Genomic DNA, 24,347 nt, shown 5'->3' with positions numbered 1-24,347 from the left:
AAAATTTTTTTAAAAAAAATTAAGAATTTAAAAAAGCATTCTAAATTCTTAATTTTAAATTCCACTAGCGGTATTAATTCATAAATACTCTGCTAGAAATACCCCCCCCCTATCTCGTGTAACATAGAGCGAACGCAATTTCTACCATCTTCTTTTGCTTTATATAAATAAGCATCAGCAGCTTTTAATACTGATTCAAAATCTCTATTATCAGCATTTCTACAAGCTACACCAATACTTGTGCTACCTTTCCAAATCACTTTTTTATGCTCGTCTAATACTTCTATACCATTTACTACTGCGTGTAAAGCATTTGCAATTGCCACTGCTTCATCTAAAGAATATTTTTGTAATATTACTAAAAATTCATCACCACCTAAACGGCAAAAGTGTATGCTATCTCTATCGTTATACTTATACTTATTACATAATTCATTAGTATCAAAAAAATATTTAACAGCATTTGAAAATTGTTTTAAAACCAAATCTCCTGCATGGTGTCCATAAGTATCATTAACTTCTTTAAACTTATCTAAATCTAATTGAATAATAGCACAGGTTGGGTCTTGATATTCATTCCATATATTATTTAATACAAACATAGCCTGTCGCCTATTAAATAATCCTGTTAATTCATCTGTAATTGATTTTTTCTTATTTTCTTGAATTTGTTCTTGCAGTTGTTTTTCTTTTTTGTTAAGACTTGATTTAATATCTGCTTCAATTTCTAATAATTTCTCGTTTCTAATCTCATAAATTTTTAAAAGATTTGATAAGGTAATAGTTAGAATTTCTATATTTTTATCCATCTTTTCATTTATCATCTCAAATGCTCTTTGAGGACTATTACCAGCTTCTATAAATTTAATTTGTTTAGCTATTTTATAATCTTCTCCAACTATATGAAAAATCAGCCAATTTTTAACAAAATAAGCCAAGTTAATTGCAAGTTCTTTTTGATATACCATATCATCTTCACTATTTTGCTTTAACACTGCATCTCTCATCTTACCTAATTGTGATATACACTGCGAGTGAATATCTCTGTGGGTTTCTACATATTTTGTATATATAGCCATACTTTTCATATAATCTTCTTCATTTTTAAAATGCCAAGCAATATGACTTAAAACCACTTGAAATACAGATTCAAATTCTTTATAACCACTATTAGCTGCTTCAAATACTTGCTCTATTAATTCAAAGAACATTTTATGTTCTTCATCAACCACATCAATACCTATTTCTAATTCAGGCCCCCAGCCTTTTATATATTCTTGAATTGTTGCTTTTTTACTTTCACTACTCATATATTACTCTATTTCTTCCTGAATTTTTTGCTTTATATAACTTAGCATCAGCGTTGTTAAAGGCTTTTATTTTATCATCTTCTACCATTTCAACTCCAATACTAATAGTAACTTTTATAATTTTTTCATTAAATTTAAATATTTCTTTTTCTATATTTTCTCTTATATTATCTAATTTTGTTACACAATTTTTAAAGTCTTGATTTTTATATACGATTACAAATTCTTCTCCGCCAAATCTATAAACTTTATCTACATTAGCTTTTAATATCTTAGCTACATTTTTTAATATAAAATCACCAGCATCATGACCATAAGTATCATTAACTTTTTTAAAAAAATCTATATCACATACCGCTATTACATCATTAGTAATAAGCCTAGTTCTATCATAAGCTCTTCTATTTAAAACTTGAGTTAAAGCATCAAAAAATGCTAATTTATACCCTTCAAGAAATATAGAGATTAAAAATATTAAAGAAGCAAATTCAAAAAACCCAACATCTGTTTTTTCAAGAGTTTTAAAAAACATAAATTCAAAATAAGCTCCAATATACGCAAAAATTAATGTTTTTTCAAAAAATATAAAAAATCTTAATATCAATAAATACACTAAAAATACTAGAAAAAACACTAAACCTAAATCAGTGATAAAAGAATTTGAAAATAAAAATTTATTAGTAGAATTTAATGCAAAGCTAGTATTTTGAGATAAAAATATACCTAATACTATGTATAAAATAAAAACAAAACTAATAGGTAATAAGCATTTTATAGTATCATACTCTTTTTTTAAAGATACTAAAAGCGCAAAAGCAAAAGGCATAAACAAACTTACATAAATATGGGTTTGATAATTTGCTGAAAATAAATAAATCATTTTAGAACTTATTAATAAAATACATACCGATATTATGTTGTATTTTTTAAAGTAAAGTGCAATAATAAGTGCTAATATCTCTAAAATAAAAGTAGCACTAGGCAAAGAAATTATTAATTCACTTAAAAATGAGTTCATTGATTGTAGAGCCTTTTGTAAATTTTAAAGAAACGATTATATAAAAAAAGGATAAAAAATGGTAGAAATCAAATCTCTTACTATGAGATACCCTACGGGATTATTATTTGAAAATGTAAATTTAAGCTTAAAAAGAGGCGAAAAATATGGACTTATCGGTGCAAACGGAGCTGGAAAATCAACATTTTTAAAAATTATAGCAGGAGAACTTGAAGCAACTAGCGGAGAAGTTAGTTTTGAAAATGGCGTAAGATACGGCGTGTTAGAGCAAAATCAATTTGCGTATGAAGAATTTAGCTTAAAAGATGCAGTTTTATATGGAAACAAAAGACTTTATAATGCAGTAAAAGAAAAAGAAAATATATATGCAACTTGCACGGATTATACCGATGAAATAAATAATCGCTTAAGCGAACTTGAAATGATTTGTGCAGAAGAAGACCCAAATTATGAATACGATACTAGATGTGAAAAAATATTAAGCTCTTTAAATCTTCATAATTATGATGAACTTATGAAAAATGTTCAAACAAGTGATAAATTTAAAGTTCTAATCGCACAGGTATTATTTGCTAAACCTGATGTGTTATTTTTAGATGAGCCTACGAATAACCTTGATTTAGACGCTATTAATTGGCTAGAAAATGAACTAAAACGCCACGATGGAACAATGGTTGTAATTTCTCACGATAGATTTTTCTTAAATAGTATTTGCACAAGAATGCTTGATGTAGATTTCAAACAAATTCGTGAATTTGCAGGAAATTACGATGATTGGTATATGCAAAGCACACTTATTAAAAGACAAAAAGAAGCAAGTCTTGCTAAGAATTTAAAAGAAAAAGAAGCTTTAGAAAAATTTATAGCTCGTTTTAGCGCAAATGCTTCTAAAGCAAGACAAGCAACAAGTCGTGCAAAAAACTTAGCAAAACTTGATGTAAGCGAAATAGAGATTTCAAGTAGGCGTGACCCATCAATTTTATTTAGATGTAATAGAGAAATTGGTAATGAAGTTTTAGAACTAAACAATATAAGTAAAGCTTATGATAAGCAACTATTTAAAAACTTAAATCTTAAAGTAAATAAAGGCGATAAAATAGCAATAATTGGAGCAAGTGGAGCTGGAAAAAGCACACTATCAAAGATTATAATGAATGAAATTTCTCCTGATAATGGAGAAGTAAAAATGGGTGCTACAATTGAACCTAGTTACTTCCCACAAGATACCTCAAGTAAAATTTGTGAAAATTTGAAACTATATGACTATTTAATTAGCGAAAAACATAAAGATATTGATGAAATTCGCAAATGCTTAGGTAGAATGCTCTTTAGCGGAACCGATCAAGAAAAAATGGCAAAAGATTTAAGCGGTGGTGAAAAGCACAGATTGATGTTGAGTAAAATTATGCTTGAAAGGGGTAATTTTATCTTACTTGATGAGCCAAATAACCATCTTGACCTTGAAGCTATTATTTCTCTTGGTGAAGCACTTTATGAATACGATGGAGTAGCAATTTGTATAAGCCACGATAGGGAATTAATCAATTCTTATGCAAATAGAATTTGGTATTTAAACAATGGTGAGCTTATTGATTTTGTTGGCACGTATGAAGAGTTTTTATTAAAATATGGGGAGAGCAAATGACATTTAAGGTGGAGTATTCGGCAGGTTTTGGTAATTTTAGTCAAAATCATATGGGTTTTGGGCCTACTATTTATATTGAAGAAATTATTAACTATGAGAGCAATAAGGATTATTTTGATTATGTTGACTTCTTTTTAAAGTATTCAAAAAAAGATGATACATTCTTTCAAATTAAATTACTTGAAGATAGAGAATTAAGTGAAAATGAAAAATTGTCTAAGAAAAAGTATTTAATGCTAAGAGATGCGATGTGTGAATGGGCTAAAAACAACACTCAAGATGAAGAGATAGAATTAGAAAAAAATTATCATCAAGGAGATTAAAAATCTCCTTTCACTTAATTTAAATTCTAAAAAATAATATTAAGTTTTATACACAAAATATCTAGTAATGATTACTATGCAATATTCTTATTATAAATAATTACAATAATTCAAACTTTAGCATTATAAAATCTAAGTTGATTGTAAAATATTGCTATAAAATTATGTTTTTATATTTTAATTTTTATACTTATTTAATTGTCAATATCTAATTTTGTTTGTGATTATTCCAAAAAATATACCATTGGCATTTAATAATAAAACTACAACATTTATGAATATGGTTAAAAAATAATACTTAAATAATTAGCGAAAAATACAAAGTGGTACGCTAGGTAGGAGTCGAACCCACAACCTACAGATCCGAAGTCTGTTGCTCTATCCATTGAGCTACTAACGCAACAAAACTAAAATATGATTTTTTAAAAAAGTGGGGTGAGTGATGGGAATCGAACCCACGACCCTCAGGACCACAATCTGATGCTCTAACCGACTGAGCTACACTCACCATAAATGAAATAATAAAGAAGTGGTCGGGGTGAAAGGATTCGAACCTTCGGCCCCTTGGTCCCAAACCAAGTGCGCTAACCAGACTGCGCTACACCCCGAAAATGTTTTATAAGAAAGGTCGCATTATATATTAACTTTTTTAAAATGTCAAGAAAAAAATAATTTATTCACAAAATATTGCTAAAATTATACACAATGACCCCGTAACTCAGTGGTAGAGTGTTACCTTGACATGGTAAAAGTCGTTGGTTCAAGTCCAATCGGGGTCACCATTTTAATTATTCTTTTTTGGTTATTCTTTTTATAAAATATGTTTTAATGTTTTTTCTTGTGGAATTTAAATACTTTAAGAAATTATATAAATTTATAAGATTAATATATTTAAAAATAAACAACCGCAAAAGCAGTTGTTTAAAATAACTTGCCTAAAATAAGGCAAATTATAAATAATAAGCTATTAAAGCACCACCTACTACTAAAGGTATATTATAGAATATAAATGTAGGGATACATACATCTTTTATGTGATCACTTTGATTATCAGCATTAAGCCCAACGGTAATTCCTAAAGTTGCTTCACTAGCAGGGCTACCTGTATCTCCAACTGCACCAGCACAAGCAATGATGAAAATAATACTTTCAGCACTAAAACCTAAAGCCGTGCAAATTGGCACAAATAAAGTCGCAATAATAGGAACCGTTCCAAACGAACTTCCAATTCCAAGAGTAATTAATAATCCTATACACATCATTCCAAACGCTATTATTAATTTATTAGTAGTAATACTTAAAGTAAAATCAACTATTTCTTTAATAGCTCCTGTGCTTTGTAAAACAGCTCCAAAACCACAAGCAATTAGCATAATAAACGCTACATAACCCATTAAAGAAAAACCGCCTAAAAATACTTCATCAATTTTTTTATACTCAACTCCACCGCTTACACAAATAAATAAAAAGCCAAGTAAAGCCGAAAGCGGTAAAGAACCAACAAGTATTTGAGTAGTTAAAGTAATTAATAAACCTATCATTACCATTAGTTCTTTTTTACCAAAACTAATATTATCTAAGTTTTCATATTTTGTTTCAAGCTCTTGATATGCTTTAGGTTTTCTATAATAAATAAACGAAGCAAGAAGACCAAAAAACATTATAAAAAACATAAGCCAAACAACACCAGCAACATCACTTTGGGTAACTTTTACTCCATTATCATTTAGCGATTGAGTAATTATATCTTGGAATATAAGACCAAATCCCACAGGTAAAGTCATATAAGGCGTTGTAAGCCCAAATGTTACCGCACAAGCTACAGCACGCCTGTCAATTTTCAGCTTATTAAATAGACTTAGCATTGGTGGGATTAAAATCGGAATAAATGCTACGTGAATTGGAATTAAATTCTGAGAAAAGCTTGAAATTATAGCTAAAGAAAATAGCAATAAAATTCTTTTATCTGACATCTTTTTACTAATAAAATTAACTAAATAAGCAGTTAAATTAGTCCTAGATACAGCAACTGCTAAAGCACCTACTAAAACATAGCTAAGTGAGGTTTGCAAATTGCCACTCATACCACTTATGAATGTATTCATAATATTTTTTAATACTACTAAAATATTATCATCAAAACTAACACTCATAAGTCCTGCTATTAGTCCAGAAACTAAAATAGCTAAAAATACATTAAATCTTAATAGACATAGTCCAAGCATTATAAAAACGCTTATTAAAACAGGGTTTGTTAACATAAATTTTCCTTTAAATTAATTTTGTTTAAATGTTTAAAATATAAAAAATAATATGATAAAAAAGTATTATGAAGTCTCAATGCCCTAAGGCATGATGGAAGAAGAAGCTTGTAAATAAATTGTTTGTTAAGACAAATGATAAAACACTCATTTAAAAACTCCTTTTGTAAAATATTTGCGTTATTCAACCTAAAATATTCTGAAATTTTCCTTAAATATTTTATTTTTTTAGAAAAAATCATTAAAATTATCTAAAATTCAATACACTAAAACCTTAAGGAGTAAATATGAAAAAATTAATAATACTTATATTTTCAATATTTGTTTATGCAAATGAAGCACAAATCGCTCTTGATTTAGCAAAAGTTAATGAATATTTATCAAAAATTAGTGCTTGTAGTAATAATGATTTTAAAGGCTGTGATGAAGCAAATAATATAAATAAAATAACTTACATAAAAGAAGCAAAAGACTATATAAACGATGAATGCAAGGCAAAAAATATGGCAGCTTGTTATACAATTTCTACTTTTAGTGATGATGATTATACGATTTTTAATGCCTTAAGACTTGCTTGTCAAAATCATTTTGAATTAGCTTGCACCAAGCTTGTATTAAATTACGAACAAAACTCAACAAAAGCACTAAAAATCATAAAAGCTCAATGTGATAACGAAAATAACCAAAACTCTTGTTATGCAACTGCTAGATATTATAAAGGATTTTTAGATAAAGAAAACGCTATTAAATACGCTCACATTGCTTGCAACAAAAATTTCTTTAATGCTTGCATATTTGAAGCAAGTGTGCATTTAGAAAATAATGACACAAAAAAAGCATTCAATCTTTTAGAGCAAACTTGCAATAAAGGCTATGAAGAAGCTTGTTTTGCTGGAGCTAATGCTTATTTAAATATGGGTAAATTTAAATTAAGTAAAAAATTCTTAGAAAAATCTTGTAATTTAGGTAATCAAATATCTTGCAAAAAACTAAGTGGTTTTTAATATATTTTGAAATTCTAAAAAAGGATAATAATGCTTGAATTTTGGCAACATTTTTATGAAAATACCAATAGAGTTGCATTTAGCATAGGAATGTTTAAAATACATTATTACGCACTTTGCTACATACTAGCACTGCTTATTGCATTATTTATAGGACAAAAATTTGCTCCACGCTTTGGCTTTAGCAAAAAAGAAATAGAAAATTATTTCGTTTGGATAGAAATAGGCATAATCTTAGGAGCTAGGATAGGATATATTTTAGTTTATAGCGATGATAAATTATATTATTTAAGCAATCCTTGGCAGATGTTTAATCCATTTGTAAATGGCGAATTTGTAGGAATTGCTGGAATGAGCTATCACGGAGCATTAGTTGGTGCATTAATTACAACTTATCTTTATTCTAAAAAATATAAAAAAAATATGTTTAAAATACTTGATTTAGTAGCATTATCAGTGCCATTAGGGTATATATTTGGAAGAATTGGAAACTTTTTAAATCACGAACTATTTGGCAGAACAACTGATGTAGCTTGGGGCGTTTATGTAGGAGATACCTTAAGACACCCTAGCCAATTATATGAAGCATTCGCTGAAGGTTTAATAATTTTCATTATCATTTACATTTTTTCAAAGAGAATAAAGTTTAACGGGCAATTAATCTGTATTTATGCAATGTCGTATGGGGTAGCTAGATTTATTTGTGAATTCTTTAGAGAACCTGATTTTAATTTAGGCTTTATTGCATTAAGCCTATCTATGGGTCAAATTTTGAGTTTAATTATGTTTTGCTTTGCTCTTAGTTTGTATTTTTATTTAAATAAAATTAAAGCTAATCATTAACACGGGGGGGGGTATAATCAAAATTACGATATTTTGATAATATCAAATTTCAAATCATTTTAAGGAGTAAAGTATGAAAAAACTTTTATTTTTAGGTGCAATTAGTTGCTGTTTATTAGCTGATACAAATATTAACCCAAATGAGTTACCACAAAACATTCAAGACTTTGTAAAAACTCATTTTACAAATGAAAATATAGTTAAAGCTGAAAAAGATTGGGATTCTTATGAAATCAAACTTAGCAATGGAACTGAACTTGATTTTTCTAAATCTGGAGATATTAAAGAAATAGATGGAAAATACTCTCCAATTCCTGATAGCATTATGCAAGATGTTTTAAAACTTGCTAAAGAAAATCAAAAAAATGCGAAATTAATGGAAATTGAAAAAGAATGGAACGGATATAAACTAAAATTTAATAACAATTATAAAGTTTATATAGACAATAACGGAACTATCACAAAAACCGTGCTTGATGATTAAAAACAATAGGAATTTCAATTTGAAATTCCTAAGATTAGGAAAGATATGAAAACACTTAGAAAATTACATTCTTACATTGGAATTTATGCTTGTTGGTTACTTTTTATAATAACCTTTTTTGGAACCATTAGTTATTTTAGAAATGAAATTGATTTTTATATGCAGCCAAAATTGCACGAAAGCAAAACTATCTTAAATAATGATATAAATGGGTTAAGTAGTGCTATTAATTACGCACAAGAAAAATATAAAGATTACGATTTTATATCTATCAAAACTCCTAGTTATTATAATAATTTATATGAGATTAATTATTATAATTCTAATTCAACAAAAGGCGAAAGAAAAAGCAATATAAGCTATTTTGATGGAGAAAATATACTAAATAAAACAAGCACTTTAGGAGCTAAATTTTTAACTAGTATTCATTATAAATTATTGCCTATTAATGGTAGTTTTAAAGATTTCTTAGAAGCAATTGTTAGTATTTTTGCAGCTGGGATAATATTTTTATATATAAGTGGAATTTTGATTTGGAATAAAAAGAATTTCAATAAAATTAATGTGAAAAATGATTTAGCAAGATTATTTGATTTTCACATAGTTGCTGGACTTTTTGTAGGTTCATTTTTATTCATCTTAGCACTTAGTGGAATAGGTATAAATTACATTAAAGATATAGAAAAATTATTTACTACAACTACCACTAAACAAGCAAAAACACCAAGTAACGCAAATACAAATAGTGATAAAAGTTTTATTTTTGATACAAATTTAATTAGCAAAGCTATTAATAATTTAGAAAATACAAAAAATATAACAATTGTTTTAAATAAAAGCACAAAAGAATTTGCAATTACTTTAAATGATGATAAAAATGTAATGCCATCAATTAATACAAAAAGTAATAAAAGCTATGTTTTTGATAGCGAAGCTAATGTAAAACAAACTCCAAAAGAAAGCAAACTAAGTGCATTTTCATCAATTTATGAAATATTTTTTAATATTCATAGAGTTATGTTTGCTGATTTTCAACTTTATTTTATTTTATTTTTATGTGGAATATTTACTTGCTTATTTATATACAAAGCTTTATTATTAGCTAGTAAAAAACATAAAGATAATCTACTTTATAAAGCAATTGCTTATGCAGCGTTTTATCCATCTTTAAATGCTACTGCTATTTATTTTATCGCTAATAAACTTACTCAAAATATGCAAGTAGAACAATTTGCATTTTTAATAAGCTTTATATTAAGCATTATTCTTAGCTATATTTTTGTAAATAAAACTAAAAATCTAATGATAATTAGCTTAATTATTTTATTGGCATTATTAATATCTGATATTTGTATTAGCGGTTTTGTATTTATAACAATGATGTTTGACTTTGTTATATTACTTATAATTTTAGGATTAATTATTAATTTAAGGAGAGCAAATGTTAATAATATTAATTAATTTAATAGGAGCAATCTGCCTTAGTATTGATTATAAAAAAGCAAGTTATATTTTATTTGCAATAGCATTTGTATGTGCCTTATATCTTGATGCAAAACTATATAATTTAATGATATTTTTTAGTTCAATTTTTGCATTTTGTATAATTACGATTTGGGCTAAACACCTATATGATTTAAATAATAAAAGCTCTAACATTCGCTAATTTTTAGCGAATGTGGTTTTGGATTAGTTTTTGCTTTATTATTTAAAATCACAAAAGGAAAAATATGAAATTTAGCCAAGATGAGATATTTTCAGCTACTGATGTAGTTCGTAATTTTTCTGCAATTTTAAAAAAAATTGAAGGAAATAAAAAAGTCTTCGTAGTAAAAAATAACAAATTCCAATGTGTTATGCTAAACCTTGCCGAATATGAAAAATTACAAAATGCTTTAGTAATTTTAGAAGCTATTTATAAGGATAAAAAAAATGGCAAGAATTAATATAAAAAATCTCGGGCTAAGTTATCTAATAAGACAAGGAAATGGAGAAAAAGTAGCTTTAATAATGCACGGCTGGGGTGCTAATAAAGAACTAATGGAGCAATTTTTCACAAAATCTTTAAGCAAGCATTGTAAGCAAATGATATTTTTAGACTTTGCAGGATTTGGTGGAAGTGATGAGCCAAGTTATGCTTTTAACTCTATTGATTATCTTAATTTGACAAATGAATTTATAAAAGCATTAGATATAAAAGTTGATATTTTGCTAGGTCATTCTTATGGTGGCAAAATTGCTTGTCTAATGGCTAGTAAGAATGATTATGATGCGTTGATTTTATGTGCTAGTGCTGGGTTAAAACTACCAAAAAGCCCTAAAGTAAAGCTAAAAATCTTTCTTGCAAAATGCTTAAATAAATTAGGATTTAAAAATATAAGAAGATTTTTAGCTAGTAAAGATGGTGCTACGCTAAGCCCTATTATGTATGAGACTTTTAAAAATGTAGTTGATGAAGACTATCAAAATGAAATTAGCAAAATCAACACAAAAACCTTGCTATTATGGGGCGAAAGCGACACTGCAACACCACTTAGCATAGCAAACAAAATGCAAGGTTTAATCAAAAACTCAAAACTAATTACCTTTAATGGAAATCATTTTTTCTTTATGCAAAATGATTTAACGCCTTTTATTGATGAGTTTTTTCAAAAAGCTTGAAGAATTAGAAATAATTTATTTTAAAGATTGCTACAAATCTTGCAACGGGCATTGCTGTAATGCAGATAAGCCCTTTAATGTAATAATCCCTATGCTAAAAAGCGAGTATGAATACATTAAAGATAAAACCAATCTAAGTCTAGTTGCAAGTATTGCTTACAAATTAAAATGCGAAAAAACAATCACTTTATGCTTTGTCAAATGCTCTTATAAAGGCTTATGCGCTTTTCGTCCTTTAGCTTGTAAGTTATATCCATTTTTTGCTTTAGTTAATGATGATGGGTTGGTTTTGGATATAAATGCAATTAGTTTGTATGATTTATTTTATAAAGATTTTTCATCTCATCCTTGTCCTTTGATAAAGTATGATTTTGATAATTTAAAAGCGCAATTTTTATTAAATGTAAAGCAAATCTCAAATGAGCCAATAATAATTTTTATATTTAGAGCATTAGAGCTTTTAGTCAAATACCTTAAACTTTATTTAAAAGATTTATACCTTGATAATTGTGAAAACAAAAAAGAGATTTTGCATAAAAACAATTTCTTAAATGCTTATAAAAACGAAGAATTTAAAAATGAAATAAATGAACTTTATTTAAGATTAAGCCTAAAATATAAAGATAATTTAGATAAATATTTATAAGAATTAAGAAATAAATTCTTAATTCAAATTCTTAGAAATTTTTTAAGTGATAGTTTAATCTATCAATTAATATTTGATGTTTGAATAATTCTCCTTCAAACTTTACACTCTTACACTCTAGCATTTTTAAAGATTTCGCTATCATTGAAGCAATACTATCAACAACACCAAACAAAATTGCAATATCATCAAGTCCGCCTAAACGATATATCAAAATCAATCTAAAAGACTTACTAACATCCATTAAAATAGGTTTTTTAGCTAATTTAAAATCAAGCCCACTAGCAATTCCTATTTCATATTTATTAGCTAAATCAAGAAGTTCGGTTAAGCTTAATTTAAGTCCTAAAATATTTGCCGAGCTAATTAAAATACCGCTAAAAGTATTTAAAATCTCGCTATCTCCTTCAAGATTTAAGCCAAATTTTTCTTTATAATTTGCTAATAACTTAGCGCCTAATTTGTTTTTATTTAATAATTCTGCGTGATTTTTACTTTCAAATTCTAAAAAAGCTGATAATTCATTATTAATATAAATCCCATCATCTTTTACAACAACCTCATCGCTCTTATTAAATCTAGCTAAATCATCATAACACCTTGCTCTTTTAGTTTGTGCATAAGAACTAGCGAGTGATTGTTCATAAACGCCGTAATTATCCCAAAAATCTCTTTCGCTACAAGCAATACAGCCATGCCCTGCTTGAACCGGCCAAGAAGTTTTAGCATTAAACTTTGTCTTAGGACAATTATTAAAAGTATATGGTCCTTTACACCCTACTTTAAACAAACAAGCACCCGATTTAGCTGCTTCATCTCCAAATTCTTCAACAAATTCCCCACTCTCAAAAGCTATTTTCCTTTCGCACATATCGTGTAAGCATTTTGAATAAGCAAAAGCAGGACGATTATTATCATCTAATGTAGGAGCTTTATCAAAAAACGCAAAATGTAAAATACTAGCAATGATATTGCTCTCACTTGGAGGACAACCAGGAATTAATACAGCATCTTTTAAAATATCTTCAATACTAATAGAATTAGTAGGATTTGGCTTAGCTGCTTGAATACCACCATAAGATGAGCATGAACCTACAGCATAAACACAACTTGCACGATTAGTTAATTCTTTTAATTTATGTAAAGCAGAGTGAGCTGGAGCCCCACTTGTATAAAACTCATTACTAGCAATAGCACCTTCAACTACTAATAAAAATGGCTCTTTAATTTCTAATAAATCTTCAGCCAAAAATCCACTAGCTGCCATGTAAGTTTCGTGATAGATTAAATCTATAAAATCAAAAATCAAATCATCAAGACCAATACTCTCACTTCTAATAAAGCTCTCACTACAGCCTGTGCATTCGCTAAAATGTAGCCATATTAATTTTAACTTTTTTGCATTGATTTTTTCGTAGATTTCTTTTTCATCAGCTTTCACGCCTAAAGTTTTTAATGTAGATTGAATTTGAGCTAATACATTTGCATTCATAATAATCCTTTATTTAAGCTTAAAATATTAAATTAAATAAATAATAGCGAAATAATTTTTAAAATTAGTAACTTTTCTACTCAAGTTACTAATTTAACTAGCGGTATATTTAAGATATATTTTATATTTACCCCGTTTTAACGGGGATAAATGAGTTTAGTTTGAAATATAAATACTAACTAAACCAAACTTTAAATATTCTTAAAATTATACTTTTTTTCAAATTTTAATAAATTTTTATAAGTCTTAGTTAAAAATATATCTTAAAAAAACATAGACTTTAAATACTTAGTTAGACCTAAATTCTCTAACATTATTATAAGTATTACAATAGGACAAATAAATCTTATAAACAATAACCATATTTTAAATCCAAACTCACCCATATAAGGAATAAATAAAGTTTTAAGTTTATTCACTTCTACGAAAAATCCTACGAAAATACAAGTAATAATCGCTGATAATGGCATTAAAATATTAGAAGTTAAATAATCTAATATATCAAATATACTTTTATCAAAAAATGTAAAAATTGAAGAATATTCATTATTAAAACCTAATATGCAAAATATTCCCATAATATAAACAAAAATACCTATATAAATTAGAGCAAGTTTTCTTGAAATTCCAAATTTATTTATTAAATAAAAAGCAAAAGGTTCAATCATTGAAACAGCACTAGTAAGCCCAGCAAAGAGTAATGCTATAAAAAATGCAATCGCAAGTATATTTCCAATAATTCCAAGATTTGAAAATAAACTCATAAGGCTTACAAATATAAGTCCTGGCCCTTGCTCGCTTGCATTTGCTCCATATTCAAAAACAAAGGTAAATACAATAAGCCCCATCATAATACCAACTAAAATATTTATAAAAATAATTGATAAAGTTGATTTAATCACATTTATATTTTCTGGCAAACTAGCAGCGTAAGTTAAAACCACGCAAACACCCATAGAAAGACTAAAAAAGCTTAGCCCTAAAGCGTCTAAAATTAATTTTATATTAAGTTTATCTTCAACAAATAAAACAGAAAAATCAGGCTTAAACAAAAAGCTAAACGCCTTAACAAATCCATCAAAAGTAAAACTATATAAAAGCATTAAAATTAATAATATAAACAAACTTGGCATCATCCATACATTCATTTTTTCAATGCCGCTTTTAATTCCTTTACTAACAACCCAAAAAATCATAAAAAACACTATGCTAAAGCAAATAATTTGAGATAATAAGTCTTTTGTCAATAAATTACCAAATAAATCTCCAGCTTCGCTAACAGAATTTGGTAAAGCAAAAAAACTAGAATAAATGTATTTTAAAATCCAACCTATTACAACGCTATAAAAACAAACTATTAAAATAGCTCCTATCATAAAAAATCCTGCAAATCCCCAAGCTTTTTTATTAGATTTTGCTAAATCGCTAAAAGCATTCACAGCGTCTTTTTGAGTAATTTTACCAATACTAAGCTCTCCTAAAAAAACCATAAAAGCTACTAAAAATGTTAAAACTAAATAAAGCAATATAAAAATAGAACCGCCATTAGTTCCTACCATTGTAGGGAATTTCCACGCATTTCCAAGCCCAACAGCAGAACCTGCCATCGCTAAAATAAAGCCAATTTTAGAAAATTGTTCTCTCATTTTTATCCTTTAAATTTAAAATACACAATAACAAGCACAGCAATAGGTGCAACAAATCTTGCAAAAAATATCCATATTTTAAAACCAAGCTCACCCATATAAGGGATAAAGGTTTCTTTTAAATCTTGCTTGCTAATAAAAAACCCAACAAAAATTGCAGCCATAAATGAGCCAAAAGGCATAATGATATTTGAGCTAACATTGTCTAAAATATCAAAGAAATTCATTCCAAAAAATGTTAAATTATTTTTATAAGCTTCAATACCTGAAAATATACATAAAAGCCCTAAAATATAAACAACTACCCCAATTAAAACAATAGCTTTTATTCTTGAGAAATTGAATTTATTTATTAGATAAAATACAAAAGGCTCTATCATTGAAACCGCACTAGTAATCCCTGCAAAAAATAAAGCTATAAAAAATGTAACAGCTAATATTTTGCCTAAAAGTCCAAGTTTTGCAAAAAGCGAAATCAAAGAAATAAAAATAAGCCCAGGACCTTGTGCGCTAGGGTCAGCATTAAACTCAAAAATAAAACTAAATACAATAAGCCCCATCATAAGACCTATTAAAAGATTTATAAAAATTATATAAAAAGTTGAACTTACAAAATTAGTTCTTTCAGGTAAGCTAGCTGAATAAGTAATAATGCTACCTGCTCCAATACTTAAAGAAAAACAAGCAAGTCCTAAAGCGTCTAAAAAAGAATCTTGATTAATCTTGCTAAAATCAGGCATAAATAAGAAATTAAAAGCGTCTTTAAAACCATCTTGAGTAAAGCTATAGCAAAGCATTAATAAAAGCATTATAAATAATGTTGGCATCATAAATACATTTAGCTTTTCAATACCATTTTTAACACCTTTTGCCACCGTGTAAAAGGCTATAAAAAACACTATACTAAAACATATTATCAAAGCACTTAAATTAGTTTCCACTAAATTAATAAAAAGCTCTTTATTATCAGCGATTTGAGTGCTAAGTGTATTTATATTAAAAATAGTAGATAGTGAATAATAAATATAATAAATTATCCAGCCAATAATCACACTATAAAAACTAACGATTAATAAAGCCCCAATCATTGTAAAGCCTACTAAAGACCAAGATTTTTTATACTTAGGTGCTAAAAAATAATAAGCACTAGCAGGGTCAAGCCTTGATGCTTTACCGATATATAACTCGCACAAAAATATAACAAATCCAACGCCTAAAGTAAGCAAAATAAACAGCATTACAAAGGCTGAACCACCATTAGTTCCTACCATTGTAGGGAATTTCCACGCATTTCCAAGTCCAACAGCAGAACCAGCAACTGCTAAAATAAATCCAATTTTAGAAAATGTATTATTCAAAATAAGCCCTTTTTTTGGTTTTTTAAGGTTAAAACTTTCATTCTATAATAATTTTTAAAAATTTGTATAAATAAAAATTAAAAATATATAAAAAAAGGCAAAAATTTGTGTAAAAATACTAAAGAATTTACATACAAACTAATCTTAAGCTATGATGGTTCAAGATTTTTTGGTTCAGCAAAGCAACCAAATTTAACTTGCGTTCAAAATACACTTGATAATGCTTTAAAATGTGTTGGGGTATTTAAGCCTAGTATATTTGCTAGTAGGACTGATAAAGGAGTGCATGCAAATTGTAATGTGGCAAGAATTAGTTCAAGTTATAAATTAAATAAAGATTTTGTATTAAAAAAACTCAACAATACTCTAAATGGTATTTATATAAAACATATAAAAGAATGCGAATTTGAACCTAGATTTGATGCAAAACTTAGAAGCTATAGATATATAATCTCGCCTTATTTTAACGCCTTTAATAAAGCATATTGCTGTGATTACTCAAAAGAAATTGATATAAAATTATTAAAAAACGCTTTAAAAGTATATGAAGGAGAGCATGATTTTGCTAATTTTTGTTTAAGCCTTGATGATGATAAAAATAGCATTAGAACTATTTATAAAACTAGAATTTATAAGTATAAAGATTTGGTTGTTTTGAACTTTTTTGCTAATGGATTTTTAAGGGGTCAGATTAGATTGATGGTTGATTTTTTACTTAAAATAAATGAAAAAAAATTAAGCATAGAAGAGCTAAAAGAACAATTAGCTTGCAAGGAAATTCACTCAAGAACCCTTGCAAAACCAAGCGGACTTTATCTTAAAAGCATAATGTATTAGAAGTTGTATCCTATACCAACTAATAGATTTGAGTTAGAAAAATTACTTCTACCTTGATAGCCTAATTTAGCATTTACATATAAGCTCTCATTAATATCATAAATTCCCTCAACACCAGCACTAATATATGTGCTATTTAAATCTTTAAAATCATGATGCAAAAATATTTCTCCACCTGCTGTTACATTATCAATAATTTTTACAGAATAATGCACTCCAGCTTGAATACCAAATCCATTTAAAGTAGAGCTTGAAATACCATCATATTTTGGCTTTATTGAGTAATAATAAGCTCCGGCTAATATATTTAACGCATCATCTAATTCTTGATAAGGTAAGCCAATCGCATAACCACCTAAAGCACCAAATGAATAAATGTTATATTTATACTTACCATAATAAGTTTTGCTCTCTTGCTTTGATACGCTTATATTTGCACTATATACTAAATCATCTATATTGTTATAATTTTTATAATAAATATTAGAATTTAATACATTATCACTTCCCACGCCAAACTCAATTCCCGTATGATTGTAAGCGTTAGCATAAGAACTTAAAAACCCTAAAGTTAAAACAGAATATAAAATCTTTTTCATAATCTTCTCCTAAAATAAAAAAACGATGAATACTAAATATTTTTAGACAATAAACAGCTATATTTTTTAAAAAAAATAGTAAAAATATATTATTTTTTGTATTATTAAATCACATTTTAAATTCCTTATATTTTGAGTTATCATTTTGTAACCAAAAATAGGAATAATTTTGTCTTATTTTTAAAAAAGGAGATTTTATGAAAGTTAATTTTAAAGGTAGCCCTGTTGCAATTAGTGAAGCAATTAAGCTAGGAGATAGTATTAAAGATACTAAAGTAGTAGGTAAAGACTTAAGCGTAATTAATCTAAATGAAGACGCTATCATAGTAAGCGTTCCTAGTATTGATACAGGTGTATGTGCTAAAGAAGCTAGAGAATTTAATGTAAAAGCTAACAAACTTGGAATGAAAGTTTATGTTGTAAGTATGGATTTACCTTTTGCTTTTGCAAGATTTTGCACTGCTGAAGGCTTAGAAAATATAATTCCAGTTAGTGATTTTAGATACGGCGAATTTGTTAAAAACTACGGCTGTAGAATACAAGAAGGTGCTTTAGAAGGACTTACAACTAGAGCTGTTTTTGTTCAAAAAGGTGGAAAAATAGTTTATAGCGAAGTTTGTGCTGAAATTACAGAACTACCTAATTTTGACGCTTTAGAAAAAGCTCTAGCGTAATTAATAAATATCTAAATCTTAGGATTTAGATATTTAAATTCCTATTTTAAATTCCTTAGAATTTCAAGCAAATTAATTTGAATTTTATCTTATTGTTATTTTATAAAGATACTTTATCTACTATTAAATGATTATTTTTTATCGTAAGGTAGTTTTTTTAATTCTACTCGTTTATTCAATATAAATTTATTAAAAAAACTTTCTAAATACGAAAAATCGCTTTTTATATTATTTTTAATATTCTCATAGTTAGCCAAAACTAATGCGTCTCTAAAATACTTTGAGTTGTTTTTGAAAATATCATTATTAGCTTCAAAACCTTTGCTTTGTAGATATTTGATAGCAAAAACAGCGATTGTTCTAGTATTGCCTTCGCGAAATGGATGAATTTGCCAAATATCACTTATAAATTTTGCTATATTTAAAACTTGCTCTTCTTTACTCATTAGAAGATAATTTTTCTTTTTTTCCTTATCAAAATCATATTCAAGAGTATCGCTAATCTCATTAAAATCAACATATTCTACGCTTTTATCTCCCCCTAAAATATCTTCATTTTTAGCAATATTTACATCTCTAAAAACACCAACATATTTTTCAAGCCCTTGAACAAAAGCATCTTGAAATATATTTTTATGAATAATTTTTAAAGCAATCGGAGAAAATCTAAAGCTATTATTGTCTAAAAACTTAGCAATATTTATAGATACCAAATCGCATTCTTTTTCACATATTTGTTGAATATCAAGTTTTTTATTTTGATAATATGTTTTAATGCTAATTTCTAATTCTTGATATGTTTTTGCTGTTGTTAAAGTTTGTTTAAAATATTCAGATGGTTTAAGATTATCAACTAAGCTAAGCCCAATGCCTATTTCAATATAATCTTTATTTATATTTTCTTTATTTTGTATTTCCGTATATTGAGCTACCATTTTTTATCCTTTTTTCTTATTTTACAATAATTTTTTATATTGTTAATTTTATAAAGCGATATATAACTTCTTAAATGACCTTTACAATTTAAGCCCTTTTTTCTCTAAAGTAATTTATAAAATATACAAATTCAAAATTAATCACTAAAAAAGATAATTTGACATAGGAATTTCATTTTTCTTAAAAAGGTTTTTTTAATTTTTTATATTTTTATAATTCATATTTTAAATTCCTTTAAAATTAAAGCGAATAATAAAGGAATTTAAAAAACGAATTTTAGATTTAAATTCCGTGCCAAAAAGCACGAAATTTATAAATTATTAGTTAAATTAAAAATGAAAACCTAAACCAAGATTTATATAAAGGTTATTATTCTTTTGTGAAAATAAATTATCTTTAACACCCACTTTAGTGCTAACATAAGGGCTATAACGAGATGGTGTAGTATTAAACAACATACCTAAAGATATATCATAAGCATTTCTATTCTTTTTCACACCAAATTCATTTTGAACATCTCTAAAATAATTATTACTTAAATAAAAATTATAATAAGCATCAAGAGTTACCATATATTTTTTTGTATCAAATGGTTTTGATAAGGCACTTAAACCAAATTTTAATCCCTTAATATCATAAATAGCACCGCCTCTAATACCCATATTATGATACGCAAGACCACCCATTAAGTTCAAACTAAGCTCATCTTCATATTCATCATTAACATACATTCCATAACCAATCAAAACACTAAAATCAAATTGATTATTTCTTATAATTGGAATTAAGTCATCAAATCTATCTTTATAATTATTCCAAAAATAATTAGCCTCAAAACTCCAAACAAATTCAGAATCTCTTTCGTGCTCTTTATAAGTTCTAATATAGCCATTAATATCCCAATTATTATTGCCTAAATATTCTTTATTATTGATAATAAACATTGTTTTTGAAGTAGATAAAAAGCCAAAATTAATACCAGAATAAGTTCCCGCATTAGCAGCTACACCTAAAGCACCTAAACAAAGTGTTGAAAACAATAATTTCTTCATTTATTCTCCTTTTTTGATAAAAAAAGAAAATAATACCCCCCCCCATTCTTAAAAAATACTTAATATTGTAAAAATTTATATGATTTGTTTAAGAATTAAAACAAATTAATCAATATTATCTTTAACACTAAATTTTTTTATCATATAAGAACTAGCAAAATTAACACCTTTTAGTGTTACTAATGCACCTTTTTCTTGAAATCTATCTTTTATCTTATCAAGCATATAAATAGCACTAATATCCCAAAAATGTGCGTTGCTAACATCAATTAATACATTTTTACAATTTTCATTAAAATCAAATTCACTATAAAATTTATCAGCACTTCTAAAAAATATTTGCCCGTAGAATTTATAAACTCTAATATCACCATTTAAAGTTTTTTTGCAATTTAAAAAATACGAAACTTTATTTGCAAAAAATAAAGCTTCTAATAAAACCCCAATTAATACACCTATAGCAAGATTATGTGTCAAGATAGTAGCAATAACGGTAGCAATCATTACAGCATTTGCTGAAAATGGAAATGATTTTAATTGCCTAATAGATATAAAATCAAATGTGCTTATAGAAACCATTATCATAATACCAACTAATACTCCCATAGGAATATAATTCACAAAATCAGCACAAAATAATATAATCAAGCATAAATATACCCCTGCTAAAAATGTAGAAAGTCTAGTCCTTGCACCTGATTTTACATTTATCATAGATTGACCAATCATTCCACAACCTGCCATTCCACCAAAAAATCCCGTGCTAATATTTGCTAAACCTTGCCCTATACATTCACGATTTTTATTGCTTTTTGTAGCGGTTAATTCATCTAATACATTAGAAGTCATAAGACTTTCCATTATCCCAACTACTGCAAGGCTTAATGAATAAGGTAAAATAATTTGTAAAGTTTGTATATTTAATGGAACATTAGGTATTAAAAAATGTGGTAATTCACTTGGCAATTCACCTAAATCCTTAATCATTCTAACATCAAATCCAGCATTTATACTAATAATAGTAAGTATTATAATCGCTACCAATGAGCTTGGAATAATTTTGCCGATTTTAGGAAGTAATGGAAATAGATAGATTATGCCTAAAGCAACGCACATTATCACTAAACCAAGTAAGTTTGATTTAAAAATTTCATCAAGTTGAGCCATAAAAATTAAAATCGCCAAAGCATTAACAAAGCCAACCATAACCGAGCGTGGGATAAAACTCATAAATCTAGCTATTTTTAAAACACCAAAAAGAATTTGAAAAATCCCTGCTAAAATCCCCGCTACCATTAAATATTCAAGCCCATAGCCTTTAACTAAATCAATCATAAGCAAAGCCATTGCACCCGTTGCAGCCGAGATTAAAGCAGGTCTTCCACCCGCAAATGCAGTTACTAAAAGTATGCAAATACTAGCATATATTCCTACCTTAGGATTAACTCCTGCAATTAGACTAAAAGCTATTGCTTCAGGAATTATCGCAAAACCTACTACAAGCCCTGCTAAAGCTTCTTTTGTAATATTGTTAAGATTAAATAAATATTTTTTTTGCAATGTTTGTCCTTAAAAAGTTAATATAAATAAAATGGAGTGTAACAAAGTTATGTTATTTAAAGTAATAATATTAATTAAACAATTTTTAGTATCAATTAAGATTAAAAGTTATTTTTAACTTTATATCATTAAAGCTAATTAGGAATTAGCTAATTCCTAATCTTGCCTTAGAGTTATCACTAATTTTCATTAATTCATCTAATAATTTATCTTTTTCTTTATCAAAATCAAATTTAAAGCTTTGTTGCATTAGCTTTTCTTTATCTACAAATTCATCCATTGAAATTCCATGTTTGTTAAAAATAGCTTGTAATTTAGGGTGATCAAGCCCTACGCTACCTGATGGTAAATCAAATTTATTCATAAATTCTTTTGATGATTTTTTAGCAAATTCAATTATTTTTAACTCCAAATCAGGTGTGATTTGATAGTTCTCTATGATTTCTTCTGCTACTTTTAAACCTTCATAATCTAAATTATTTTTAACTGATTCTAGTTTTTTAGTCTCAACTATCCCACAAGCTTCTAAAAACATCATTACCCCTACATCTTCTTTAGGAATTCTATTTAAATACTCGCTATCTAATTCTTTATCTTTTCTAGGAGTATGCCATTCTGTGGGAAAAAATAAACAATTTCCATAGTGCATCCAAGCAAAATCATCTTCAGCATTTGATATACACTTATTAATTAATTCATCATTTATATTACTTGCTGCTTTACTTTGAGCTTGTAAGGCTTCTTCAAATGAAGTGTTTTTATTATCTTTTAAATTATTTGTCTTAGTGAAAGAACTAAGAACAATCCTATCATTTATTAACATTTGCTCTCCTTTAATTTATAATAATTAAACAAGAGCAAAATGTGTTCCTTATTTAAATAAACAAATAATAAGTATTAAGTAGCTTTAAATATTTAATATTTTAATTCATTCAATAGTAAGTATTTAATTAGAAATTAATTCATAAATCAATATAATTCAAATTATTTTTAAGGAGAGTTTATGAAAAAGATATTATTAAGCTTAGCTTTAATTTCAGGCTTATTTGCTGTTGATATTAGTAATATTGATAAAGCTTGTAAAAATCAAGACCAATCAAATTGTGCTTTTGAGCTTGATGAATACTGCAAAGAAGATTTGAAAGCTTGTTATCAATACTCAAAAGATTTATGTGCTAAAGATAATTTTAGTGGTTGTTTAATGACAGCTATTGCTAATGTAAAATTAGTGAAAGAACAATTAATTGATATTAAAGAAGCCTATATTGATGCTCAAAAAGCTATAAGTAAATTATGCGAATTACCAAATATAATAGTAAAAAACGAATCATCTCATAACAAATTTTGCGTTGTAGCAGGAGATGGATTGGTTTTAAAGGATGGTAAAAATTATGGTTTAGAAACAAATCCACAAAAAGCCTTAAGTTATTACAAAAGAGCTTGTGATGCTCAATCTAGTGTGGGTTGTGAAAGATATAATAGTTTAAAAACTTTTTTAAATAAATAATTCTAAAATTATCAAGGAAATGGCTTAAAAAGTCCTTTCCTTTTAAATCTTATTAATATTTACACTTATAAAATGATTTTTGTTTTATTGCTTGATTATTGTTGTTATATCCTTGATAATACTCATCTTTAGAATACTCAAAAAACTCAAGATAAAAATCTATATGCTTATTTTGTGTTTTTATGTTTTTCATCATACTACAAATTTCATTGCTTGTAGTTCTATCTACATTGTTATAAATATTTAAATAAATATTATTAAAAGACGAATCGTATAGAATATAAGTTCTACTAATACAATCTTCTTTAGAATTACAATAATTATTTTTAATAAGAATTTTTTCTATTTTATCAATTGATAAGCTAACAATATTTATGATATTACTATCAGCTTTGCCGTAACTTAAAAAAACTAAAAAACCAATAATAAAAAATATTAAAAAAATCATTATATAAAGTATTGTTTTTAGCATTTTAAAGACATTTCTAAGC

At 26.8% G+C, this 24,347-nt stretch carries 25 protein-coding genes and 4 tRNA genes; 14 read left to right on the top strand and 15 right to left on the bottom strand.

Annotated elements, in window-relative coordinates; all coding sequences use genetic code 11:
- Positions 1 to 92: 92 nt before the first annotated feature.
- Positions 93 to 1,310: a GGDEF domain-containing protein gene (locus AVBRAN12654_RS07875; protein WP_214117412.1), complete on the bottom strand. Its 1,218-nt coding sequence runs from the start codon at positions 1,308 to 1,310 to the stop codon at positions 93 to 95.
- Positions 1,303 to 2,328, bottom strand: a complete 1,026-nt coding sequence (locus tag AVBRAN12654_RS07870; RefSeq protein ID WP_336614253.1) for a GGDEF domain-containing protein — start codon at positions 2,326 to 2,328, stop codon at positions 1,303 to 1,305. Before AVBRAN12654_RS07870 ends, AVBRAN12654_RS07875 begins: the two co-directional genes overlap by 8 nt.
- 58 nt (positions 2,329 to 2,386) lie before the next feature.
- Between AVBRAN12654_RS07870 and AVBRAN12654_RS07865 the strand changes: the two genes are divergently transcribed.
- Positions 2,387 to 3,973, top strand: coding sequence for an ABC-F family ATP-binding cassette domain-containing protein (locus AVBRAN12654_RS07865; RefSeq protein WP_336614252.1), 1,587 nt, complete (start codon positions 2,387 to 2,389; stop codon positions 3,971 to 3,973).
- On the top strand, positions 3,970 to 4,296 hold the full coding sequence (locus AVBRAN12654_RS07860) for a hypothetical protein (RefSeq protein WP_214117415.1): 327 nt from the start codon (positions 3,970 to 3,972) through the stop codon (positions 4,294 to 4,296). Before AVBRAN12654_RS07865 ends, AVBRAN12654_RS07860 begins: the two co-directional genes overlap by 4 nt.
- A 324-nt stretch (positions 4,297 to 4,620) precedes the next feature.
- On the opposite strand, the gene AVBRAN12654_RS07855 is transcribed toward AVBRAN12654_RS07860, so the two are convergent.
- From AVBRAN12654_RS07855 to AVBRAN12654_RS07845, 3 genes are all read right to left on the bottom strand, one after another.
- A tRNA-Arg gene (locus AVBRAN12654_RS07855) sits at positions 4,621 to 4,696 on the bottom strand.
- 31 nt (positions 4,697 to 4,727) lie between these two features.
- A tRNA-His gene (locus AVBRAN12654_RS07850) sits at positions 4,728 to 4,804 on the bottom strand.
- A 22-nt stretch (positions 4,805 to 4,826) separates the two neighbouring features.
- Positions 4,827 to 4,904 (bottom strand) — tRNA-Pro (locus tag AVBRAN12654_RS07845).
- Between the two features lie 99 nt (positions 4,905 to 5,003).
- On the opposite strand from AVBRAN12654_RS07845, the gene AVBRAN12654_RS07840 reads away from it, so the two are divergent.
- A tRNA-Val gene (locus AVBRAN12654_RS07840) sits at positions 5,004 to 5,078 on the top strand.
- Positions 5,079 to 5,246: 168 nt separating this feature from the next.
- Here the strand turns inward: AVBRAN12654_RS07840 and AVBRAN12654_RS07835 are convergent.
- The gene (locus AVBRAN12654_RS07835) at positions 5,247 to 6,557 is read right to left on the bottom strand and encodes a Na+/H+ antiporter NhaC family protein (protein ID WP_214117416.1); all 1,311 of its coding nucleotides are present in this window, start codon (positions 6,555 to 6,557) and stop codon (positions 5,247 to 5,249) included.
- Between the two features lie 287 nt (positions 6,558 to 6,844).
- Here AVBRAN12654_RS07835 and AVBRAN12654_RS07830 point away from each other — a divergent pair, with 287 nt between their 5' ends.
- The 8 genes from AVBRAN12654_RS07830 (at position 6,845) to AVBRAN12654_RS07795 (ending at position 12,195) form a co-directional block, all read left to right on the top strand.
- Positions 6,845 to 7,561: a hypothetical protein gene (locus tag AVBRAN12654_RS07830; protein WP_214120257.1), complete on the top strand. Its 717-nt coding sequence runs from the start codon at positions 6,845 to 6,847 to the stop codon at positions 7,559 to 7,561.
- Between the two features lie 30 nt (positions 7,562 to 7,591).
- Positions 7,592 to 8,404, top strand: a complete 813-nt coding sequence (gene lgt / locus AVBRAN12654_RS07825) for a prolipoprotein diacylglyceryl transferase (protein WP_336612428.1) — start codon at positions 7,592 to 7,594, stop codon at positions 8,402 to 8,404.
- A 73-nt stretch (positions 8,405 to 8,477) separates the two neighbouring features.
- Positions 8,478 to 8,888, top strand: a complete 411-nt coding sequence (locus tag AVBRAN12654_RS07820) for a PepSY-like domain-containing protein (RefSeq protein ID WP_214150449.1) — start codon at positions 8,478 to 8,480, stop codon at positions 8,886 to 8,888.
- A gap of 45 nt (positions 8,889 to 8,933) precedes the next feature.
- A complete protein-coding gene (locus tag AVBRAN12654_RS07815) occupies positions 8,934 to 10,349 on the top strand; it encodes a PepSY-associated TM helix domain-containing protein (RefSeq protein WP_214117420.1) in 1,416 nt (471 codons plus the stop codon).
- The gene (locus AVBRAN12654_RS07810; RefSeq protein WP_214117421.1) at positions 10,330 to 10,554 is read left to right on the top strand and encodes a hypothetical protein; all 225 of its coding nucleotides are present in this window, start codon (positions 10,330 to 10,332) and stop codon (positions 10,552 to 10,554) included. Before AVBRAN12654_RS07815 ends, AVBRAN12654_RS07810 begins: the two co-directional genes overlap by 20 nt.
- A gap of 64 nt (positions 10,555 to 10,618) precedes the next feature.
- Positions 10,619 to 10,834, top strand: a complete 216-nt coding sequence (locus AVBRAN12654_RS07805) for a type II toxin-antitoxin system Phd/YefM family antitoxin (protein WP_214117422.1) — start codon at positions 10,619 to 10,621, stop codon at positions 10,832 to 10,834.
- Positions 10,821 to 11,549, top strand: coding sequence for an alpha/beta fold hydrolase (locus AVBRAN12654_RS07800; protein WP_214150450.1), 729 nt, complete (start codon positions 10,821 to 10,823; stop codon positions 11,547 to 11,549). Before AVBRAN12654_RS07805 ends, AVBRAN12654_RS07800 begins: the two co-directional genes overlap by 14 nt.
- Complete coding sequence (locus AVBRAN12654_RS07795) at positions 11,527 to 12,195, top strand: hypothetical protein (RefSeq protein WP_336614251.1); 669 nt, start codon at positions 11,527 to 11,529, stop codon at positions 12,193 to 12,195. The genes AVBRAN12654_RS07800 and AVBRAN12654_RS07795 overlap by 23 nt, the downstream gene beginning before the upstream one ends.
- A 31-nt stretch (positions 12,196 to 12,226) precedes the next feature.
- On the opposite strand, the gene AVBRAN12654_RS07790 is transcribed toward AVBRAN12654_RS07795, so the two are convergent.
- From AVBRAN12654_RS07790 to AVBRAN12654_RS07780, 3 genes are all read right to left on the bottom strand, one after another.
- The gene (locus tag AVBRAN12654_RS07790) at positions 12,227 to 13,687 is read right to left on the bottom strand and encodes a hydrogenase small subunit (RefSeq protein ID WP_336614250.1); all 1,461 of its coding nucleotides are present in this window, start codon (positions 13,685 to 13,687) and stop codon (positions 12,227 to 12,229) included.
- Positions 13,688 to 13,950: 263 nt separating this feature from the next.
- On the bottom strand, positions 13,951 to 15,333 hold the full coding sequence (locus AVBRAN12654_RS07785) for a sodium-dependent transporter (protein ID WP_214117426.1): 1,383 nt from the start codon (positions 15,331 to 15,333) through the stop codon (positions 13,951 to 13,953).
- A 2-nt stretch (positions 15,334 to 15,335) separates the two neighbouring features.
- Positions 15,336 to 16,691: a sodium-dependent transporter gene (locus AVBRAN12654_RS07780; protein WP_336614249.1), complete on the bottom strand. Its 1,356-nt coding sequence runs from the start codon at positions 16,689 to 16,691 to the stop codon at positions 15,336 to 15,338.
- A 105-nt stretch (positions 16,692 to 16,796) separates the two neighbouring features.
- On the opposite strand from AVBRAN12654_RS07780, the gene truA reads away from it, so the two are divergent.
- Complete coding sequence (gene truA, locus AVBRAN12654_RS07775) at positions 16,797 to 17,528, top strand: tRNA pseudouridine(38-40) synthase TruA (RefSeq protein WP_336614248.1); 732 nt, start codon at positions 16,797 to 16,799, stop codon at positions 17,526 to 17,528.
- Here truA and AVBRAN12654_RS07770 read toward each other — a convergent pair.
- Entirely contained in the window at positions 17,525 to 18,127 is a 603-nt protein-coding gene (locus AVBRAN12654_RS07770; RefSeq protein ID WP_214117429.1) for a hypothetical protein, read from the bottom strand. The two genes, truA and AVBRAN12654_RS07770, sit on opposite strands and share 4 nt — an antisense overlap.
- Positions 18,128 to 18,324: 197 nt before the next feature.
- On the opposite strand from AVBRAN12654_RS07770, the gene tpx reads away from it, so the two are divergent.
- Positions 18,325 to 18,801: a thiol peroxidase gene (gene tpx / locus AVBRAN12654_RS07765; protein ID WP_214117430.1), complete on the top strand. Its 477-nt coding sequence runs from the start codon at positions 18,325 to 18,327 to the stop codon at positions 18,799 to 18,801.
- Positions 18,802 to 18,932: 131 nt separating this feature from the next.
- On the opposite strand, the gene AVBRAN12654_RS07760 is transcribed toward tpx, so the two are convergent.
- From AVBRAN12654_RS07760 to AVBRAN12654_RS07745, 4 genes are all read right to left on the bottom strand, one after another.
- Entirely contained in the window at positions 18,933 to 19,736 is an 804-nt protein-coding gene (locus AVBRAN12654_RS07760) for a Fic family protein (RefSeq protein WP_336614247.1), read from the bottom strand.
- A 330-nt stretch (positions 19,737 to 20,066) separates the two neighbouring features.
- On the bottom strand, positions 20,067 to 20,789 hold the full coding sequence (locus tag AVBRAN12654_RS07755; protein ID WP_214117432.1) for a hypothetical protein: 723 nt from the start codon (positions 20,787 to 20,789) through the stop codon (positions 20,067 to 20,069).
- 105 nt (positions 20,790 to 20,894) lie between these two features.
- Positions 20,895 to 22,349: a SulP family inorganic anion transporter gene (locus tag AVBRAN12654_RS07750; RefSeq protein ID WP_239803334.1), complete on the bottom strand. Its 1,455-nt coding sequence runs from the start codon at positions 22,347 to 22,349 to the stop codon at positions 20,895 to 20,897.
- Positions 22,350 to 22,494: 145 nt separating this feature from the next.
- Positions 22,495 to 23,172: a hypothetical protein gene (locus AVBRAN12654_RS07745; protein ID WP_336614246.1), complete on the bottom strand. Its 678-nt coding sequence runs from the start codon at positions 23,170 to 23,172 to the stop codon at positions 22,495 to 22,497.
- Between the two features lie 180 nt (positions 23,173 to 23,352).
- Here AVBRAN12654_RS07745 and AVBRAN12654_RS07740 point away from each other — a divergent pair, with 180 nt between their 5' ends.
- On the top strand, positions 23,353 to 23,856 hold the full coding sequence (locus tag AVBRAN12654_RS07740; RefSeq protein WP_336607660.1) for a hypothetical protein: 504 nt from the start codon (positions 23,353 to 23,355) through the stop codon (positions 23,854 to 23,856).
- Positions 23,857 to 23,908: 52 nt separating this feature from the next.
- On the opposite strand, the gene AVBRAN12654_RS07735 is transcribed toward AVBRAN12654_RS07740, so the two are convergent.
- Positions 23,909 to 24,347, bottom strand: a 439-nt coding sequence (locus AVBRAN12654_RS07735) for a hypothetical protein (protein ID WP_336614245.1), incomplete at its 5' end; no start/stop codon positions are given.

The organism is Campylobacter sp. RM12654 (assembly GCF_020137585.1).
GTDB lineage: Bacteria > Campylobacterota > Campylobacteria > Campylobacterales > Campylobacteraceae > Campylobacter_E.
The sequence above is the reverse complement of the archived record's forward strand: the minus strand, read 5'-3'. Positions and strand labels throughout refer to the sequence as shown.